The organism is Actinomyces ruminis (assembly GCF_002154335.2).
GTDB classification, from domain to species: Bacteria; Actinomycetota; Actinomycetes; order Actinomycetales; family Actinomycetaceae; genus Actinomyces; species Actinomyces ruminis.
The window spans coordinates 1-18539 of record NZ_MTPX02000008.1 but is presented as its reverse complement, the minus strand read 5'-3'; the positions used below and the strand labels follow the sequence as shown (position 1 = coordinate 18539).

The 18539-nt window shown below is 65.4% G+C and carries 19 protein-coding genes; 9 read left to right on the top strand and 10 right to left on the bottom strand.

The window, feature by feature from the left end; translation table 11 throughout:
* The first annotated feature begins 44 nt into the window (after positions 1 to 44).
* The 3 genes from BW737_RS00905 (at position 45) to BW737_RS16490 (ending at position 3480) form a co-directional block, all read left to right on the top strand.
* Positions 45 to 1454 (top strand): arginine deiminase, encoded by a 1410-nt coding sequence (locus BW737_RS00905; RefSeq protein WP_257210320.1) that lies wholly within the window; start codon positions 45 to 47, stop codon positions 1452 to 1454.
* Positions 1455 to 1697: 243 nt separating this feature from the next.
* Positions 1698 to 2909, top strand: coding sequence for a trypsin-like serine peptidase (locus tag BW737_RS00900; RefSeq protein WP_257210319.1), 1212 nt, complete (start codon positions 1698 to 1700; stop codon positions 2907 to 2909).
* Complete coding sequence (locus BW737_RS16490) at positions 2902 to 3480, top strand: hypothetical protein (protein WP_218961721.1); 579 nt, start codon at positions 2902 to 2904, stop codon at positions 3478 to 3480. Before BW737_RS00900 ends, BW737_RS16490 begins: the two co-directional genes overlap by 8 nt.
* A gap of 274 nt (positions 3481 to 3754) precedes the next feature.
* Here the strand turns inward: BW737_RS16490 and BW737_RS00890 are convergent, their stop codons facing one another.
* The 10 genes from BW737_RS00890 to BW737_RS00855 form a co-directional block, all read right to left on the bottom strand.
* Positions 3755 to 5050 (bottom strand): galactokinase family protein, encoded by a 1296-nt coding sequence (locus BW737_RS00890; protein ID WP_086615343.1) that lies wholly within the window; start codon positions 5048 to 5050, stop codon positions 3755 to 3757.
* Positions 5047 to 5856: a nucleotidyltransferase family protein gene (locus tag BW737_RS00885; RefSeq protein ID WP_086615342.1), complete on the bottom strand. Its 810-nt coding sequence runs from the start codon at positions 5854 to 5856 to the stop codon at positions 5047 to 5049. The genes BW737_RS00890 and BW737_RS00885 overlap by 4 nt, the downstream gene beginning before the upstream one ends.
* A 4-nt stretch (positions 5857 to 5860) precedes the next feature.
* Positions 5861 to 6412: a phosphohexomutase domain-containing protein gene (locus tag BW737_RS16485; protein WP_218961720.1), complete on the bottom strand. Its 552-nt coding sequence runs from the start codon at positions 6410 to 6412 to the stop codon at positions 5861 to 5863.
* On the bottom strand, positions 6343 to 6867 hold the full coding sequence (locus tag BW737_RS19110) for a phosphohexomutase domain-containing protein (RefSeq protein ID WP_276567334.1): 525 nt from the start codon (positions 6865 to 6867) through the stop codon (positions 6343 to 6345). The genes BW737_RS16485 and BW737_RS19110 overlap by 70 nt, the downstream gene beginning before the upstream one ends.
* Positions 6868 to 6899: 32 nt before the next feature.
* The gene (locus BW737_RS16475; protein WP_218961719.1) at positions 6900 to 7187 is read right to left on the bottom strand and encodes a hypothetical protein; all 288 of its coding nucleotides are present in this window, start codon (positions 7185 to 7187) and stop codon (positions 6900 to 6902) included.
* 194 nt (positions 7188 to 7381) lie between these two features.
* The gene (locus BW737_RS00875; protein ID WP_257210318.1) at positions 7382 to 7693 is read right to left on the bottom strand and encodes an ABC transporter permease subunit; all 312 of its coding nucleotides are present in this window, start codon (positions 7691 to 7693) and stop codon (positions 7382 to 7384) included.
* Positions 7694 to 7710: 17 nt separating this feature from the next.
* Positions 7711 to 8298 (bottom strand): ABC transporter permease family protein, encoded by a 588-nt coding sequence (locus tag BW737_RS00870; RefSeq protein WP_143233208.1) that lies wholly within the window; start codon positions 8296 to 8298, stop codon positions 7711 to 7713.
* Positions 8298 to 9203: a carbohydrate ABC transporter permease gene (locus tag BW737_RS00865; protein WP_180271969.1), complete on the bottom strand. Its 906-nt coding sequence runs from the start codon at positions 9201 to 9203 to the stop codon at positions 8298 to 8300. Before BW737_RS00865 ends, BW737_RS00870 begins: the two co-directional genes overlap by 1 nt.
* Positions 9204 to 9250: 47 nt before the next feature.
* Positions 9251 to 10426, bottom strand: coding sequence for an ABC transporter substrate-binding protein (locus tag BW737_RS00860; RefSeq protein WP_180271968.1), 1176 nt, complete (start codon positions 10424 to 10426; stop codon positions 9251 to 9253).
* Positions 10427 to 10694: 268 nt separating this feature from the next.
* A complete protein-coding gene (locus BW737_RS00855) occupies positions 10695 to 12617 on the bottom strand; it encodes a DUF5107 domain-containing protein (protein WP_086615337.1) in 1923 nt (640 codons plus the stop codon).
* Positions 12618 to 12705: 88 nt separating this feature from the next.
* Between BW737_RS00855 and BW737_RS19695 the strand changes: the two genes are divergently transcribed.
* The 6 genes from BW737_RS19695 to menD all read left to right on the top strand — a co-directional run.
* Positions 12706 to 13662, top strand: a complete 957-nt coding sequence (locus BW737_RS19695; protein ID WP_086615336.1) for an ROK family transcriptional regulator — start codon at positions 12706 to 12708, stop codon at positions 13660 to 13662.
* Positions 13608 to 13973 (top strand): ROK family protein, encoded by a 366-nt coding sequence (locus BW737_RS00845; protein WP_180271966.1) that lies wholly within the window; start codon positions 13608 to 13610, stop codon positions 13971 to 13973. Before BW737_RS19695 ends, BW737_RS00845 begins: the two co-directional genes overlap by 55 nt.
* Before the next feature lie 246 nt (positions 13974 to 14219).
* On the top strand, positions 14220 to 15275 hold the full coding sequence (argF, locus tag BW737_RS00840; RefSeq protein ID WP_086615334.1) for an ornithine carbamoyltransferase: 1056 nt from the start codon (positions 14220 to 14222) through the stop codon (positions 15273 to 15275).
* A 144-nt stretch (positions 15276 to 15419) separates the two neighbouring features.
* A complete protein-coding gene (locus BW737_RS16470) occupies positions 15420 to 15956 on the top strand; it encodes a hypothetical protein (RefSeq protein WP_218961718.1) in 537 nt (178 codons plus the stop codon).
* Between the two features lie 176 nt (positions 15957 to 16132).
* Positions 16133 to 17308, top strand: coding sequence for an o-succinylbenzoate synthase (locus BW737_RS00830; RefSeq protein WP_257210316.1), 1176 nt, complete (start codon positions 16133 to 16135; stop codon positions 17306 to 17308).
* Positions 17305 to 18539: 2-succinyl-5-enolpyruvyl-6-hydroxy-3-cyclohexene-1-carboxylic-acid synthase (gene menD / locus BW737_RS00825; protein ID WP_099330316.1), on the top strand; the 1235-nt coding region annotated here is incomplete at its 3' end. The genes BW737_RS00830 and menD, both read left to right, overlap by 4 nt.

Below are 18539 nucleotides of genomic sequence, written 5' to 3'. Positions count from 1 at the left end.
GCCCACATGCCGCGGCTGCCGCTGGACCCGGCTAGCCTGGGCCCATGACGCTCATGACGACCAGTCCCCAGACGGCCCCGGATCCCGCCGACCGCACGGTCATTCCGCGCTCAGCCGGCGGCGGCCGCGTCGACTCCGAGACCGGCCGCCTGCGCGAGGTCATCGTCCACCGGCCCGGGCAGGAGATCGCCCGCATCACCCCGATCAACGCCAACTCCCTGCTATTCGACGACGCCCTGAACATCGCCCGCGCCCAGGCCGAGCACGACGCCTTCACCGCCATCCTGCGCGCCGAGGGCGTGATCGTCCACGACTTCCGCGACCTGCTCACCGAGACCCTCGCCGTCCCCGAGGCCCGCCGCCTGGTCCTGGAGGAGACGGTCGGCCCGCAGGCCGTAGGCGTGTCCACCTCCGAGGTGCTCATCGACTTCCTGGGCGGCCTGCCCGACGCCGAACTCGCCGAGGTCCTCCTGGCCGGCATCACCCGCAACGAGCTGCGCGAGCGTCTGGACCCCGCCGACGCCGCCACCCTGTTCGCCACCACCTACCTGTCCACCCTCGAAGGGCAGTTCGTGGTCACCCCCCTGCCCAACCACCTGTTCACCCGAGACACCTCCTCCTGGCTGTACGGCGGCGTGTCCGTGAACACCATGGCGCTGGCCCCGCGCCGCCGCGAGGCCGTCAACTACGAGGCCGTCTACCGCTTCCACCCCGCCTTCGCCGGTCGGCTCGACCTCGCCCTGCTCCCGGGTGCGCCGTCGTCGACGTCGTCGGAGCGGGCTCCGGGGGAGCGCGGCCCGCTGTGGGTGGAGCCGCACGGCGCCTCTCCGGCCACCGTTGAGGGCGGCGACTTCCAGGTGCTGGGCAACCGCACCCTGGTCATGGGACTGACCCACCGCTCGTCGGCAGCGGGCGTGGAGCGCCTGGCCACCCGTCTGTTCGCCGACGGCGTCGCCGACCGGGTCCTCGGCGTGCACATGCCCGACCGCGCCTTCTACACCGAGCTCGACGCGGTCATGCACCTGGACACGCTCATGACCATGGTCGCCCCCGACACCTACCTGCGCTTCTCAGGCTTCAACGACGTCACCACCGTGGAGATCGAGCCCGGTGCCAGCCACGGCTCCACCAAGGACTCCGCCCTGCGGGTAACCGTCCACGACGGCGGTGACATGGACGCCGTGCTGGCGCGCGCCGCCGGCGTGGACGCCTTCAAGGTCATCAGCCCCGACATGTCCGACGAGGCCGAGGCGCTGCGCGAGCTGTCCCGCGACTCCTGCAACGTCGTCGCCCTGGCACCGGGGCGGGTCATCGGCTACGCCCACAACCAGAGCGCCAACGACGTGCTGCGCCGGGCGGGTGTGGAGGTCATTGAGACCCCGGGCGTCGAGCTGGTGCGCGGCCGCGGCGGCGCCCACTGCATGACCTGCCCCGTTACTCGCGACGCCGTCTGAGATGCTCGCGGACAGGAGTCTGTGCGCCTTAGCCTCCGTATGAGGTGCCGCGCCATGTTTGCGGGTGCCCGCGGTGGACCTCCGCGAGCGGTTGACTCAATGTGTTCATGCCATTACCGTGAGTTTTGATCGCTTGCGCGGTCGTGCCTCTGAACCCTGCAATATCCAATATCCGCCCTGGCGCCTAAGTGTGCAGCGCTATTTGCTCGAGGCGATTCCGTGGGGCGGGTATGGGAGGATCCCATGAACGCGAGACTCACCGGAAAGAAGCCCATCAAAACCCCGATAGCGGCGTTTGTGTCGTTGACTGCGATTGCGGTCCTGGCGGTTTCCCCCGCAGTCGCGGCTACGTCGACGTCCGGAACCGCCGCCGCGCCCGCCCCGGGCGGCGTGGCCGCGCCATCGGGGGCTGCCGCGCCGGTTGCTGAAGATGACGACGCCGCTTCAACCGCCGTCGTCGCGCCCAACAGCTTCGGCCAAGAGGCGGTGCTCGCGGACGAGGCCGCGCTGGACAACGCCGACGCCGAATCCAACCAGGACGTGATCGACTACTGGACGCCCGAGCGGATGGCGCAGGCTAAGCCCGTCGACGTCGTAGCGGACCCCGAACAGCTCGCCGAGGCCGAGGCGTCGGTGCTGGCGTCCGCCGAGGGGGAGGCGGGCGCCACCGATCCCGTCCAGCCTTCCGACGACGTGCTGGCGCAGGCGGAGGCCGCCGGCGTTTTCGACGAGGACCTGCAAACGCGGACCGCGGAGTCAGATGAGGAGACTCTCGTGGTTGCGCCTCCGGTGACAAACTTCTCCGTCACCAACGGCAAATTGTTCTTCGAGGGCTACGAGAAAAACAACGGATACTGTTCGGCGTCCGCGCTCAATACCCCGACCAGACGCGTGATCATTACCGCGGGCCATTGCGTGTATTACCAGGGATCCTGGTCGCAGAACGTCGTGTTCGTCCCCGCCTACGACGGCCGGAACGCGGACCCCGATCCGGTGGGAATCTGGACCGCGCGTACCCTGCGCACATTCAACTCTTGGATCAACGACGCGGACCTGTCCCACGACGTCGGTGTCATTACCCTCAACAACGGTGGAGACGATAACCGAAGGATCGTGGACGCGGTAGGTGGACACGGCCTCATGTGGAACGGCTCCAAGAGCTTCGACGTCTCGATCTTCGGCTACCCGAGCAACAAGAGCAATCCGAACGGCCGCTACAGCATGTGGGCATGCTGGGGCGCCACCCGCGGCGACAGCGATCGGGATACGGTCACCGGCTGCGACTTCGGGCGCGGCTCGTCGGGCGGGCCCTGGCTCGCCTGGTACAACAACAGCACCGGGCTGGGGTACGTTCGGTCGGTGACCTCCACATGGCTGGACTCCTCGGATCAGAACTGGGGGCCCTACTTCAACACCGATGTCAAGAAGATGGTGGACGCCTCAAACCATGACTGACTCGGCGTGCATCGACGCCGACCACCGAGCACAGGGGGCGATCATGTCGCTTATCAGACGCCGCACGATGACCAGGATCGCGCTTGCCGCGGGCGTCGCACTCGCAGGAGGCATGGGCGCGGGAGGCTGCACGCAAGCGCAGGACTCTCCCACCTCCTCCACGGACTCGACCGGTCCGAAGGGCACGGACTCGTCCGCAGGCCAGGCCACATCCACCGGTGACTCTGGAACGGCGGGGTCAACGAGCGTTCCCGCGCCGGCCGACGATGCGACGGAATCGGTCCAGGTGCTTCAGCCCCGCGATGACCTCGTCTCGCCCGCCAGTGTGGCGTGGGATTCGTGGGAGCTGGTGGACCCGCGGACGGTCGAGGTGACTTTCCTGGCCGGTTCCGCGCAGTGCGAGGGCGTGAGTGTGGAGGTCATCGAGACCGAACAGGATGTCACGATCAACCTCAGCGTCGGTTCCTTGCCGGGCGCCGGCGCCTGCCCGGCGATCGCGTTGACCTCGGCCACGCGCGTCACCCTCGACGCCGACCTCGGCAACCGGACAGTCCGCCAGGACGCCGGTTGATGCCCAGGCGATTGGGAGGGGGATGTCGCCAGCTTATTGGCGACATGGCTCTTCCGGTTTGGGGGTTTGGTGGGCTGACGGATGGCGGTTGGCGCGCGTGTGTCGGTGGCGTGGCGCGGTGGGGCCTCAAGCTGGTGGCGATCCAGCTTTGTGCTATAGCAGTCATCGCAGGCGGCTTGCTTCCTGAGAGGCTCGGGCTAAGACCTCCGCGTCGTCTCAAAGACACGTCGTCTCACCAACCTGGACTCTGGCGCGCTGGATCTTCCTACACCCCCTATGGATAATTCTCCAGCTGTGTAGCGCTGTCCCCCGGTCGTGTAACGAAGGCTGCGGCTGAGGGAGGCGCGTCGTAGTCTTCTCTGTACCGTTCTATCCATTCGTCTGCGAAGGCGTAGGCATCAGCGCTCGGCACGATGGCATAAACTGAACCGCCCCATCCTGCGCCGAAGGCTGAGGCCCCGATTGCACCCATGTGTCGGGCCAGAGACACCATTGAGTTTGTAGCCGGGACTTGGTTGAGCAAGCGCTCGTTTGCTAAGGTATGCGAGCGATTGACTATTGCTCCTATTGCGTCAGAGTCGGCTGCTGCGATAGCGTCGGCTCCAGCGGGCACAAGGACTAGCGACTCTATGAGGAATTGTTCGACGCGTCCTCTCTCGTAACTTGACTGTGTGAAATTAAGTAGCTTTTTCAGCTGTGGGTCTTTTATGGCTTCACTTCCGGTGGCGTCGCCGATAAGTGAACGGACCGCGCTCGCCAGTGTGGCGTCACTGCGCCCATTGGCTTCGTTCCAGCGCGCGAGTACTGTCTGCAGCGTTGCCGGACCGCGGTTGTAGTCCGCAAGCGCTGCGCCGCTCTTTTCAGCTAGTATGCCGCTGATACCTACGACGATCGACCACCGTGAGGGAAAGGTGATAAGACGAAGTATTTGCGCAGGGGCAAACTCGGCGTAGATCAACTTGTCTCTTGCTCCGCACAGTATGCCCGTGTGGTCTTCGCTGCCTCCCTGCGTTCCTACACCCGTTGTGCCTGGCAGTTCGCGCCAATCTCTCCCGTTCTCGACGCTGGCTAAGTAGCCGGCGAGTGACAGGCGATCGGGATTGTTGCGCTTCCACACCTCCGTGGAGGACCAACCGTTGAGATCTGCCAGGGCGAGGGTGCACGCGCAGACAAGCGACGAGGAAGAACTCATGCCTGACGCTGGCGGCAGGTCCGAGGTGATTGTCAGACATGCGGGTACCGACGCGCCGAAGTTGTTGGTCAGCCGATCGAGTACCGTCTGCAGGTAGTGCCCCCAGTGGCCAACTGGCAAAGCCGCGTTGACGTTGGCTGTCAGCGACACGGGTTCACCGCCGGCTGTCGTTGTGGCCGTGATGGTACCTTCCGCGTTGTTGGAACGTTCGGCGCAGGCGGTGATTCCCCGGTCGACGGCACCCACCAAGACCCGTCCTCCGGCGTAGTCGGTGTGCTTGCCCAGGATCTCGATACGCCCGGGTACGCGCCAGGCCGAGCGTACGGGGGCGGAGCTGCTGAGGTAGGTCGCGACTGCGGGAATACCGTGCTCATTCATAGGAACACCTCAGTGGTGGCGAGACGGGCTTCGACATCCGCGATATCGTCACGGCATGTCAGGTCGAGTACCGGACCGCTCCAACCGATGACCGTCACTGGAGTATCTAGGGCGCGCACGGCGTCTACGATCTCGTACTCACCACGCGGCGATGGTGAGATGCGGCGGCAGGCCTCGAAGATATCTGGCATGAAGGTGAAGCAGTTCATCGAGATTTGTGCATGTGGCCCGGCAGAACTGACCGCCTCTGGCGTTGGTTTTTCGACAATGTCCATTAGCCGGCCATCTTTCGAACATATTAGTGCGAAAGACGCCACTCGCTCGGTTGGGATGTTGGAATCAGCCACGAGAGCGGCGCGGTCAAAACCGAGCAAGGCGTTGCCCTTGTGGGCGGCGAGAGCCCGGATTCCCTCCGGTGGGTAGTAGTTGTCGCCATTGACCATAAGGAAGGGCTCATCACCTATGGCCCCGGCGGCCGATACGACGGCGTCGGCGGTGCCCAGCGGCTCGACCTGGACGGCAAGCTCGACGGCAATTCGAGTCAGGCTGAGCGAGCGTAGGTGTGCTGAAAAATCGTCGTGTTTCGGACCGACGACTAGTACGATGCGCTCGATGCCGGCATCCGCCAGAGCACTCATGGAGTAATCGACGAGGCGGTGCTCTCCGATGGGCATGAGGGCCTTGTAGCCGCTGACAGCAGCGGCAGCCTGGTCAGTCTTGATGATGGAGCCGCCGCTGACGGCGCGCATCCGCGTGCCCAAGCCTCGGGCGAGAATGAGAGCTGTGCGGGTGGTCGTGTCGGTCATGTCGTCAGCTCAGTTCGTAGTAGGTGGCGATGGCGTCGGCAACGGTCTGCGCCTGGTTGCGGGTGGGCATCTCGCAGAACACACGCAACAGGGGCTCTGTCCCCGAGAAGCGGATGGTCGTCCATCCGCCATCGGTGAAGTAGACCTTGCAGCCGTCCTCCCAGATGACCTTTTCGGTCTTATGACCCAGAACAGTGAAGTCCGGCAGGTTATGATCCTCAAAGATCAGCGAGGCCAGCTGGCTGCGGCGCTCGACGGTGAAGCCGTAAGCAGCCTCAACCATGACAAGCTCGCCGTAGCGCTCGATAATGTCGGCATACAGCTCGGACAGAGACTTGCCGGAGGCAGCCACGGCCTCCACCAGCAGGGAACCGGCGTAGACGCCATCCTTTCCGGGTATGTGACCGCGCACGGTCAGACCCCCAGAAGACTCCCCGCCGATGACGGCGTCTGTCTCGGCCATCTTCGCACTGATCCACTTGAAACCTACGGGCACCTCGTAGCAGGTTTGGCCGTGGGCGGCGGCCACGCGGTCGAGCATGTGGGTGGTCGACATGTTGCGCACCACCGGGCCGCTCCACCTTTGCGGGTGAGAAGATAGTCATAGAGCAGGACCAGTACCTGGTTGGCGGTGATGTAAGCTCCCTTATCGTCGATAATACCCAGACGGTCGGCGTCGCCGTCGGTGGCGATACCCATATCTGCCCCCGAATCGAGGACGGCATGACGCAGTGCCGTGAGCGTGTCCTCAGTGGGAGAAGGCACGTGCCCGCCGAAGAGCGGGTCGTGGCGGTCGTGGATAGCCTCAACCTGGCAGCGGGCAGTGAGCAGAATGGTTTGCAGGCTCGTCTCGGAGACGCCGAACATGGGATCGAGGACGAGGTGCATGTGGGCGTGGCGGATTGTCTCGGTGTCCAGCTTGTCGAGAATCGCGTCGAGGTACTGGTTAAGCGAGGTTTGGACGATGACGAGAGGGTGGGAGCGGGCCTTCTCGGGCGCGACGGCGCGCACGTCCGCTTCCGTTAGGGCGTTGGCGTGCTCGCTCAGGCGTCGGTGGTGGCGAGGTCGGCGTCACGTCCGCCTGGCAGAACGACTTTAATGCCGTTATACAGAGCAGGGTTGTGTGACGCGGTCACGACCATGCCGTAGGCGGCTCCGGTGTCTCGTACGGTCCACATGGTCGTAGGGGTGGGGGCGGGACGGTCAAGGACGGTGGTGGGCACCCCGTTGCCCACGAGAACCTCAACTGCCCACCAGGCGGCGGTGTCGGACAGGAAGCGGCGGTCGTAGCCGATGACGACGCCGCGGTCAGTGGAGCCCTCTAGGGCCATGCGATTCGCGAGTGCCTGAGTGAGTAGCGAACGTTGGCGCGGGTGAAGCCATCCGCGATGATGGCTCGCCAACCGCCGGTTCCGAACTGAATCATTGTCAGCCTTTCAAAGACGATGGGCTGGGAAAGGGAATGGAAAGTGGAACAGTAAAAGGTCTGGTTGCTATTTGCCTGAGCCGAGCGTCATCCCCTCGACTAACCGTTTGCCAAGAATGGCATAGAGTAGGACGGTGGGAATGACGACGATGACGATTCCGGCGAATAGTCCCCCCAGTCGGACGTGTATTGCATGGTGCCTTGGAGTGCCAGCAGTGATTGTGGCAGGGTGTACTTCTTGTCGTCCGTGATGAACACCAGGGCAAGGAGTGTCTCGTTCCAAAGGCCCATGAGGGTAAGCATTGCCGCCGACAGTACCCCAGGGCGTGCCAGGGGCCACATGATCTTGACGAAGGTGATCCACGCAGAGGCTCCATCCAGAGCCGCCGCCTCCTCGAGATCGGTTGGCAAGGACCGGAAGAATCCCGTTAGCAGGAATACGGCAAAGGCAGGGATGTCGCCACATACAGCATACCAAGGCTAATCCGCTCGTCCCACCAGCCGATGGTATCCCACATGAACCCGGAGACCGCATTCATGGCTACCCACAAGGGAATCATGACCACTTGAACGGGGATCCCGAGTCCTATTGCGAAAAAGGACGTGATTGGGCCCGCTGTTGGGACGTTGGTGCGCGCAAGCACATAGGCTGCCATCGAGGCGAGTACCACGGTTATAATCGTGCAGGTGACGACGATGGTCAGCGTGTTGAACAGGCCCCGGCCCAGCGATGATGCAGTCCAGGCGGAGACGTAGTTTGTGGGCGAGAGCGTCTTGGGTAGCTCGAGTGGACGGCTGAAGATGGCAGACCCCCCGCGAAACGAATTGAGAATGACCCATCCAAATAAAACGATGTTGAAAAGGCACCACAGCGCGATCACGAGTTTGGTGGCCTGCCATGTCAGGGTGCCGAGTGCGCGTCGTATGCGATGGCGACTAGAGTGTCCGGGTAAGGAGGTGGCGCCTTCAGCGGCGACGTGTGTTGTCGCGGTGAGATCAATCGTTTCTTCTGTCATCAGAACTCCAAGGAATCGCGCCGCATGAGTCGCCGTACCCCGATGACGAACAGTGAGATGAGAATGACCATGATTACCCCCATGGCGCTACCCAAACCGAGTTGGTACTGGGGATTGCGTCCTCCCGTGGTAGCCAGGAACTGGGCGATGGTCAGGGTGCGGGCCTCTGGCGCCGGCGCATCCCCGGAACCAGTGATGCCATAGATGAACTCGAAGATCTTGATCGAGTTGATGCACCATAGCACCACTGAGACCGTCAGGACGTCCCAGGTCAGAGGCAAAGTCACGTTGAAGAATGTGCGTAGTCGACCGGCGCCGTCGAGATCGGCCGCCTCGTAGTAGTATCTTGGAATGCGCCCGATCGCGCTCATCATGAGGGTGAGGTAATACCCTACGCTTACCCACACGATACCGACAACAATCACTTTGAAGATGTAGTCCGGCGTCAGCCACATCCGCGCCCACGATCCCAGCCCCAGCCCGCGCAGTCCGGCGTTTAGAGGTCCGTCGGGGGACAGCAACAGACTCAGTGCAATACCAACGGCTATCGCGGAGAGCAGGTATGGGAAGAACATCAACGACAGTGCTGCCCGGCCCCAACGCACCTCACGGAAGACTGCGGAGAAGATGAAGGTCAGTGTGAATATGCCGACGCCACAAATCGCGAGAATGAGGAGCGTGTTGGTGAACGCCTGGCGGAACAGAGCGTCCCTCCACAGTCGTATATAGTTCCCCAGCCCGATGAACTGGGGTGCTTCGCCGCGGCCCGTCCAGGTCGTTAGGGAGATGTAGACGCCGTAGAGGGCAGGGACGATGAGGAGCCCTACATATACGACGAGGGCCGGAAGGAGCAGGGGCCAGTAGAGCCTCCGTCGAGCCACCTGGGCGGGGGAGGCAGTGGACACTGTCGCCCCTGCCCCGGGGGACGACGCGGATGTGCGTAGCCAGGCCATCACTGGTTCCCGTGGTAGGTCACTGTGTTGGCCGCCAGCTGTTCCCGGAATTCGGCGGCGTCAATCTTCGCACCGAAGAAGTCGTTGATGAGGGGCTGCCAGACGTCGGTGACCCACTGCGGTTCGGCGACGCCTACGCCGTCGGTGAAGGGCACGATCTCGGAGGCCTCGGCGTACTCCCTGCCGTAGTCAGCGAGCTCGGGGCTCTGGTCAATGTCAGTTCGAGCCGTGAGGTTCTTGGCATCGGAGGCGATACGTCCGCAACGCTCTTTATTGGCAAAGTAGGCCATCCAGGTTTTGGCTGCCTCCTGGTTGCGGGCCTTGATGGGGATTGCGAAACCGGTCGGACCGGAGATCGCGATGCCAGCTCCGACGTTGTCGCCGACGGCCGGGAACTTGAAGGAACCCCACTCGACTGATTCTGGATCGTCTCCAGATTTCTCAAGAGAGGAGGAGGCCTCGGATGGGAGCCAGGTGCCCATGAGAATCATGTCGGTTTTAGTTGACTGGTCGGCAAAGGAAGCCTGTTGCGTGGGGAATTTGGTGCCTTGAAACCCTGCGGGGAAGTAGCCCCCAGCGATGAGTGTGCCGATAGCCTCGGTCGCGTCCACCCACGGTTTGGACCCGAAGTTCTCGCCGGTCGCGTCCTGTGCCGCCTCTGTGATGACGCCACGTCCGCCAGCGCGCAGAAGCGCGGACTCGAGCCAGTAGGCCTCGTAGTCCTTGATGTCACCGTCGAGGGCGATCGGTGTGCGCCCCGCCGCCTTGCGCTCATCGAGATAGGCGAGCAGATCATCGAAGCTTTGGGGCGGGTTCTCCGCCAACTCGGGGGTGATTCTCTTGTTGAAGAAGATGGTCTCACCGGCCACGGAGTAGGGGAAACAGAAGATCTTGCCGTCGGTGCGTAATGCGTCCATAAGCGATTCGGGGATCGACTCGCCCACGGTTATGTCCTCGCCGTCGATGGGCGTGGCCCACAAGTCGGTCAGATCTGCGAGATTGTCCAGGCCGAGCTTGGCGGGGAAATCCGAAGCGGCCTGGTCAACGAGGTCTGGCGGGTTGCCCGAGTTTAGCCGCGGGACCACCTGAGTGAGTACCTCGCGGCCGGCCCACTGGGCCTCAACCTGGATGCCTGTTTTCTCGGTGAAGTCCTCGAAGAGTTCTGCCAGGAGCACCTGCTGAGGCTCTCCTTGCTGCCACATGGACCAATAGGTGAAACTCTGCCCTCCGCCTGAGCTGGCGGTTCCGGAACTGCCGCAAGCGGTCAGTGTGGTGGCAAGCGCCGCCATGCTAGACAATGATATGAAGTCACGTCGCGTGAGTGTCATCACGATCTCCTTTGTTCGTGTATTTGGTGCTACAGCTGTGTGTCGTAGTCGTGGTGAGTCGGTGCAGCCAGGCCGGGGTGGGAAGGTGCTCGCCGTCGAGCGCCGATTTCCTGTCTCAGTAGCGCTCCTCCTGTGGTGATGTGGTCATTGAGAAGGCATAGGCCTCGGGGACAGGGTCGTGGGTTCCGGCGAGGCGCTGGTAGTCCCACCACAGGCGTTCCAGGCCCAGGTCACCCTCACGCAGGTCCGGGAGGATGAGTGGGGCCTCAATGAGTTCGCGAGCCCGGGCAAGATGCCCTGCCCGTACCCGACCGACGCACTCTAGATACTGCACCCGGGGCAGGTCGCGCACGGCGGAGGGCAGAGAGTCGATGAGGGTGAGGGCTTTGTCGATCAGGCCTATGTCGAGTAGGTGGGTGAGTGCTTCGATAGTGATGCCGTGACGACTTGGGGCGAGAGTGTGGGCACGGAGCAGGCCAAGGGCGCGTGCTTCACCGTCGGAGTCGGTGAGGGCCAGAGCGCGTAGGACGTCGGCGGTAAGGTGCGTGCGCTCTGACTTTCGCCATAGCGCACGGGCCTCGTGCGTGTAACCGGCGGCATGAAGTGCTATCCCAAGAAGGTAGTCACGCAACCAACTGGGCTTTGCACGTCGCAGGACGGCGATCCAATCGGATCCGATCATCGCTGACCCGAGCAGGATTGGGTCCAGCTGGCCTGTGCGTGCAGCTTTGAGCCAAGCGCTCTGCTCGGCGTTAAGCGCGTCGGTGTTGAAGGGCGTGGCCCAGGAGGCAGCTCGATGTCCCGCTAGCACCTCGAGGGCTCCCCATCCCTCTCGCGCTGCGTGCTCCTCCGGGCCGTATTTGAGGGGGGCGGGGACGACTCGGGACTGTTCAAGGGAAGTGAGATGCGCCGAGGCTTCCTCCAGGCGTGCGGGATTGACGACGGCCCGCGCTGTGTGCGCTACGAGTGCCTCCCAGTGGTCCTCAGGGTTGTCGATGACCACGGGGCTGTAGCACTCGGTAAAGCGGATGGAGGCGCCCGCAGAGAGGTGTAAGTGTTCCAGCTGGGTGGGGGCAAGCCCAGCCTGGATCTCGGCGTAGCGGCGTGTCCCGGACAGTCGGCGTTGCCATGACCTCCCGCCCATGCCGCTTCCCCAGGTGAAGAGTTTGCGTCCGCTCAACTCGGGTGTCGAGTACTGGCAGATCCCGAGGCCGTCGCCGTCCACCGCAGCAATCCACGGGATGCGCGATCGGATGCGATAGAAGTAGTCTGCGCCGCTAGTCTGACGCTGGGGGTGGGTGATGTCGCGGCCGCGATACTCGGGGACGCTGACGACGTCAAGCGCGTCGGCGTAGCCGAAGTGGAAGGCCGAGTCGGCGTCGACAATGACTCGGGTGGAGGCGCTCTGTGGAATGGCAATGTTGGACCACCAATAGACGGGAGTATCCCGGGTGGTGGGATTCTCCAGCAGGATGTGGGTGTAGAGGGACTCGGAGTCGTCGGGCAGCCAAGCGTCCAGCCGCCAGGTGACTCCGAGCATGCGCTCGTACGCCCACATGCGCAGGATTCGTCCCCCGCGTCCATCAGGGAGGGTTCCCGCAGCTACGGGCTCGTTGGTCAGACCCCAGTGGCCGGTGGTGCCAAGGTTCCACTCGACGCCGCCGGCGAACCAGGCGTTGCGCAGAGCGAGGTTGGCCAAGTCGATTCGCTCGGGTCGGTGTAACAGCTCGCGGCCCGAACGGCGGTCTGTCAGTCGCCACAGTCGCCCACCGAGGTCAAGCAGGAACTCGGCGCGCAGCCGCTGGTTCTCCAGGATCGCTACGTTGAACTCAGACGATATGACGCTGCCGTCGTAGGAGTCTTGGTAACGGTAGGGCAGGAGAGTCGGCGGTCCGCTCATGTGGTTCTCCCCGACCTGCAGCAGCTCCAGATCCGCGGCGGTTGGAACTCGGCGGTCCCCACCATCGAGGATGAGCTCGCCGAGCTCGCCGAGCGGCGTCATGGGGATCACCGCCGTTTCGAAGCGGATGCCTGGCATGGTCCCTCCCTTGGGATGCAGCGACCGTCATACGGTGAGCAGTTGTTTTTTGTTAGGTAGTAAGTAAACTGCTTAAAGAAAAGATACCATGTCTTGGACGTGTGCGGAAGTGCCTGGAAGGATGACTGCTGTGGAGGACACGACCCTTGCCCAACCGCGGCCCGCGCTGGCCGGATCGCAGCGCTACGCGCAACGGGCGAGTACAGGCCGCGGCGACCCAGGTGCGCTGCGCAGGTGGAACGAGTACGCAGTTCTCACTGCGCTGCGCGAGTCCAGCCCGCAGCGCGCATCGCAGCTGAGGCAGACGACGGGGTTGACGGTAGCCACGCTCGGGACGGTGCTGCGTGATCTCCGGAGCAAGGGATGGGTCGCGGTGGGGACGTCGGCTCAGGGCGCTAAGGGGCGGCCCGCTCAGACATACTCACTGCGAGTGCCGTCCGGGTGTGTGCTCGGCTTGGATGTCGGAGCACACGCGGTCCGAGCTCAGTGTCTCGACCTAAAAGGCAAAGAACTCGCGCAATCCGAAATTCGTCTTACCGCCGGGCGGGAGGACGATGAGCGTGACGTTGCTGCCCGGCAGGTCGTCGAGCAGGCGTTGAGAGGATCGCAGTGCTGGTCGGCTGTGCTCGCCGTCGGCGGTTTCGTTGAGGAAGACGGAACTCTGGTGGAGAGTGTGGCAATTCCCTCCTGGAACGGTACACGTCCCCTTGAGCGCTTCGAGTCTCTTCTCGGGCCCGGGTGCCTCATCGTCAATGACGTGTGTGCTTCCGTGTATGCAGAGCGTTGCAGGGGAGCAGCGTCCGGCTACGATGACGTTCTTCTGTTGCAAACCGGTCGGCGTCCTACGCTCGGCATCATGCACGGCGGTCGTCTCAGGCACGGTGCTCACGGGATGGCTGGCGACCTGTCGGCAGATGCCCGTGTGCCTACGGAGCACCGTCCGGCGGACTGGGCGAGCTCAGCGAGGGGGCGGACGCCTTGGGACGCGCCGTGCGCGAGGCTAGCGCGGGAGACCAAGTCGCCCTGGGGCGCATTCGCCGGCTGATGGAGGACATCACCCCCGCTCTGGTGACTGCGGTGGCGATTGATGATCCCGAACTGGTTGTCATGGCTGGTGCCCTCACCCCGGTCGCACACCTGTTCCTCGACGACATCAGGGCCGCGCTCGCTGCAGGGGTCAGGCGCCCCCCGAAGGTCGTGGTCTCGGCGAATGACCAGTTCTCCTCGGCCCAGGGGGCAGCGCTCCTGGCGCTGAATCGGGTCCGTTCCAGCCTTGCCTCGCATGAGGGCGTGCAGCCTTTCACCCGGGAAGCCTTTCTCGCTCAGGAACACCGTCCCGGGCGCGCCCTCGTCTGATTCGTTTCCGGCATTCGTGAGCTCACAGGCGGTGGTGGGTGGCTGCTGTCCTAAGAGAGACGCTCTTTGTGGGTGTTCCGGTAGTGCGCACGACATCCCTAAGGTCGTGCAATGCCTACCATAAGTCGGGCGACGTCGTACACTCTGCCCTGGCGCCGGGGCTACTGGCGGGGGAGTAACGGGAAACTGGTATGGGAGCCGGTAGTCTAGTCTCGGCTGGACTCACTGTGTCGAAAGGACCCCCGCATGCCCGCCGTCATCCCGGCCCCCGCCCCCGCCGTCCTTGCGTCCCTGCAGGGCCGCAGTTTCCTGCGTGAACAGGACTTCACGCCGCAGGAATGGATGACGCTGATCGGCCTGGCGGCGCAGCTGAAGGCCGACAAGCGGGCCGGCCGGGAGACTCAGCACCTGAAGGGCAAGAACATCGCCCTGATCTTCGAGAAGACCTCCACGCGCACCCGCTGCTCCTTCGAGGTCGGCGCCCACGACCAGGGCGCCCACACCACCTACCTGGATCCGTCGGGCTCCCAGATGGGCCACAAGGAATCCGTGGCGGACACCGCCCGCGTGCTGGGCCGCATGTTCGACGGCATCGAGTACCGCGGCGACTCCCAGGCCAAGGTCGACCAGCTCGCCGAGCTGTCGGGCGTGCCGGTGTGGAACGGGCTCACCGACGACTGGCACCCCACTCAGATGCTGTGCGACTGCCTGACCATGCTGGAGCACACCGACAAGCCCGCGGACGAGATCGCCTACGCCTACGTCGGGGACGCCCGCTTCAACATGGGTCGCTCCCTGCTGGTGGCCGGTGCCCTGCTCGGCGCCGACGTACGCATCGTCGCCCCCAAGCAGTTGTGGCCCGACGACGAATGCGTCGCCGCCGCCCAGGTCGTGGCCGCCGACACCGGCGCCCGCATCACGCTGACTGAGTCCGTGGACGAGGGCGTGACCGGGGTGGACTTCGTGCACACCGACATCTGGGTATCCATGGGGGAGCCGAAGGACGTGTGGGCCGAGCGCATCGAGCTGCTGCGCGACTACCAGGTCAACGCCGCCCTAATGGACAAGGCGGGGGAGCAGGCCAAGTTCATGCACTGCCTGCCCTCCTACCACAACCGCGAGACCACGATCGGAGAGGAGATCTACCAGGCCACCGGCATGGACGGCCTGGAGGTCACCGAGGACGTCTTCGAGTCCGAGCGCTCCATCGTCTTCGACCAGGCCGAGAACCGCATGCACACCATCAAGGCCGTCATGGTCGCCACCCTCGGCGAGCCGGCCGCGACGGCGCAGGCCGGCTGATCTGGGACGTCCGGTCATCCAGAGGGTTTAGGGAAGCTGTGGAGGCGGCTGGACCAATATCGATATAGGGGATGGCAGATGAGGACTGACGCAAAGGTTCACGAGTGGCTTCTGGTTGGGCTCTGTTTCATCTTGCGGACAGTCATGGTGCTGGCCGGGCTCGCGCTGCTGATATGGGGGGCGCAGTGGGCCGCCATGCCGTTAGGCCTTTCGAGGGTTCGGCCGAATACGGCAGCCGACAGCGGGATGGTCACACGGATAATGAAGGGGGATGGAACGTTCACTTTTGTTTGGTGGCGCTCCACGCTGGAGGCGGCGCTCGGTTTCGCTCTCATTCCGAAGTGGCACGCCAAGTGTCGTTATGATGTTGTGACAGTAGCTGTGGTAGCGCTGAGTGCTGTTTGCATGGCGTTCCTTATTCTTCTAATGGCGGGTGCGGGGACCTATGGGACATGCACCTACCCGAGTTGTTGGCCGGCTCCGTGGGACGGGATTGTCTTGGCGGCACCGTTCTTTGCCGGGTTGTTGACGCTCGCGGTGATGGCATGCTTCGCAGACCGGATCAGCCTCTGGGCACGCTGTCTGTCTCCAATGGCGGTATACCTGGTTGGCACGGTGCTGCTCGTCCTGGTCTGGGACCGCTGGCTGCTGCCGTTCTTCGCGGGTCCGCCACCTTGGTAATACTCTCCTGCTCACTGGACTGCGCGCCTCCTACTCAACCCCCGAACCCGTTGCCGGCGACACCGCCAGCAAGGTGTTCTACGGCATGGATGAGGAGTGATGGCCGAATCATTGCCATTAGGCACTGATCGTCACGCTCGGCCGCCACGGCCCTGCCGCCTGGCTATCCTGTCCGCGTGACCATCCCCAACCGCGGCCCGGATCCCGCGTCCGTCCGCGTGCGCGGCGAACTCGATCTGGACGCCCTGCGCGCCGGCATCGGCGGGGCGCTGCTGGCCGACGTCGACCGGGCCGTCGCCTGGGACGTTCCCCTGCGCACCCGTTTCCGCGGCCTGACCCGCCGCGACGGCGTGCTCCTACACGGGCCGGCCGGTTGGGGCGAAGTCGCTCCCTTCTGGGACTACGACGCCGACGCCTGCGCCCCCTGGCTGGCCGCCGGCCTGGAACAGGCCACCGTCGGCAGCACCGACCTGCCCCGTCACCGGGAAACGGTCCCCGTAAACATCACGGTCCCCGCCGTCGAACCCGACCAGGCGCGCGCCCTGATCGCGGCGGCGGGCACCGCCGCCGGGCCGGCTCGGCATGCCGCCACACCTCCCCGTGTCCTTCCCGTCACCGTCAAGGTCAAGGTCGCCGGCGCGCGCGTCTCCGACCGCCAAGCCCTAGCCGCCGACCTGGAGCGCATTGAGGCCGTGCGCGACGCCATCGGCCCGCACGGCCGCATTCGCATCGACGTCAACGGCGCCTGGGACCTGGAGACCGCGCGCAGAATCCTGCCGCTGATGGATGCCGCCGCCCAGGGCCTGGAGTACGTCGAACAGCCCTGTGGCTCCACTCAGGCGCTCGCCGACCTGCGCCGCCTGGTGGACATTCCTATCGCCGCCGACGAATCCATCCGCCTGTCCGCCGACCCGCTGGCCGTGGCCCGCCTGGCGGCCGCCGACGTGGCCGTCCTCAAGGTCGCCCCGCTCGGCGGCGTACGCCGCGCCCTGGCCCTGGCCGAGCGCCTGGGCCTGCCCACCGTCGTCTCCTCCGCCATCGACACCAGCGTCGGCATCGGTGCGGGCGTCGCGCTCGCGGCCGCCCTACCGGGACTCGAACACGCCTGCGGGCTGGGCACGGTCCGACTGCTCGCCCGCGACGTCGCCGCCCCTGCCGCCATCCCCGCCGACGGCGTCCTGCCGGTGCGCCCCGTACACGTCTCACGGGCACTGCTGCGCACGGCCGCCGCCGACGCCGAACTCACCGCCCGCTGGCAGTTGCGCCTGAGCCATATCGCGGCTGCCCTGCAGCGCCGACGCGAGCGCGAGGGTTCCCGCCCCGGAAGCGCCGTGGCCGGACTGCCTCTATGAGCACCGCCGCCGATTCCGTGCGCCTCGGGGTGGGTCCGCAGCCCGAGCCGCCGTCGCTCGTGGCTGCCCGCACCGTCGTTGGCGCCCTGATTAGTGCCGGTGTGCGCCAGGTGATCCTCGCCCCCGGCTCCCGCTCCGCACCCCTGGTGCCGGCCCTGGCCGCCGCCGAACGAGGCGGGAAGCTGCGGGTGCGAGTGGTCCTCGACGAGCGCAGCGCCGGCTTCGTGGCCCTGGGATGCGCCCGTGCCGAACTGCTGGCCGGGCACCGCCGACCCGCCGCCGTCATCACCACCTCTGGGAGCGCGGTGGCGAACCTGCACCCGGCCGTCGCCGAGGCCGACGCCGCCGGCGTGCCCCTGCTCCTGGTCACTGCCGACCGGCCCCACGAGGCGGTCGGCACCGGCGCCAACCAGACCACCGAGCAGACCCGCATCTTCGGCGCGGCCCCACGCCTGGTGGTCGACCTGCCCGCGGACATCACCGCCGACCTGGGGTCGGCCGGCGTGCGCGCCATCGCCGGCCAGGTGCGTCGAGCGGTGGATGCCGCCGCCGGCGCACTCACCAACGATCCGGGGCCGGTCCAGCTCAACCTCCGCTTCCGGCCGCCACTAGCACCCGCGCCCGGCGTGGAGACTCCTGCCGGAACCGGGACGGCCCCCGGCGCCGCACCGCTGATGCAGGCGGATGGCCCGGAGCCCCCAGCGGGAGCCACCGCGCCGGGCGCTGCCGGGCCCTTTCCTCTCCGCCAGGTGGTTGCGGGACAGCCCCGGGAGGACGCGCACGACGGGCGCCGGGAGGAACGCGGCATCGTCGTCGCCGGGGACAGCGTCGACGCCGCCGGGCGGTACGCGCGCGCCCTGGCCGAGTACCTCGACTGGCCGTTGCTGGCCGAGCCGACCTCCGGCGCGCGCGGCGGCCCCCAGGCCGTGACCCGTTACGCCGAACTGCTGGCGGCTCCCGCGGGCGCCCGGCTGGCCGAGCAGGCGGAACGCATCGTGGTCGCCGGCCACCCCAGCCTCACCCGGCCGATCAGCTCCCTGTTGGCCCGCGACGACCTACGCATCGACGTGCTCACCTCCACCGCACGCTGGACCGACGTCGCCGGCACTGCCGCATCCGTCATGCCGCTGCCTATGCCCGCCGCGGTGCCGGGCGCACAACGCCCCGTGCCCGCCGCCACCGCCGCGCCGACGCCAGCCCCCGCGGACCTGGCGACCACCCTCGACCTGGG

Bases quoted from the DNA above. Each gene is read 5' to 3' on its own strand.
- BW737_RS00905 (WP_257210320.1), top strand. From the start codon at position 45: ATGACGCTCATGACGACCAGTCCCCAGACGGCCCCGGATCCCGCCGAC.
- BW737_RS00900 (WP_257210319.1), top strand. From the start codon at position 1,698: ATGAACGCGAGACTCACCGGAAAGAAGCCCATCAAAACCCCGATAGCG.
- BW737_RS16490 (WP_218961721.1), top strand. From the start codon at position 2,902: ATGACTGACTCGGCGTGCATCGACGCCGACCACCGAGCACAGGGGGCG.
- BW737_RS00890 (WP_086615343.1), bottom strand. From the start codon at position 5,050: ATGAATGAGCACGGTATTCCCGCAGTCGCGACCTACCTCAGCAGCTCC.
- BW737_RS00885 (WP_086615342.1), bottom strand. From the start codon at position 5,856: ATGACCGACACGACCACCCGCACAGCTCTCATTCTCGCCCGAGGCTTG.
- BW737_RS16485 (WP_218961720.1), bottom strand. From the start codon at position 6,412: ATGTCGACCACCCACATGCTCGACCGCGTGGCCGCCGCCCACGGCCAA.
- BW737_RS16475 (WP_218961719.1), bottom strand. From the start codon at position 7,187: ATGGCCCTAGAGGGCTCCACTGACCGCGGCGTCGTCATCGGCTACGAC.
- BW737_RS00870 (WP_143233208.1), bottom strand. From the start codon at position 8,298: ATGACAGAAGAAACGATTGATCTCACCGCGACAACACACGTCGCCGCT.
- BW737_RS00855 (WP_086615337.1), bottom strand. From the start codon at position 12,617: ATGCCAGGCATCCGCTTCGAAACGGCGGTGATCCCCATGACGCCGCTC.
- BW737_RS19695 (WP_086615336.1), top strand. From the start codon at position 12,706: ATGTCTTGGACGTGTGCGGAAGTGCCTGGAAGGATGACTGCTGTGGAG.
- argF (WP_086615334.1), top strand. From the start codon at position 14,220: ATGCCCGCCGTCATCCCGGCCCCCGCCCCCGCCGTCCTTGCGTCCCTG.
- BW737_RS16470 (WP_218961718.1), top strand. From the start codon at position 15,420: ATGGTGCTGGCCGGGCTCGCGCTGCTGATATGGGGGGCGCAGTGGGCC.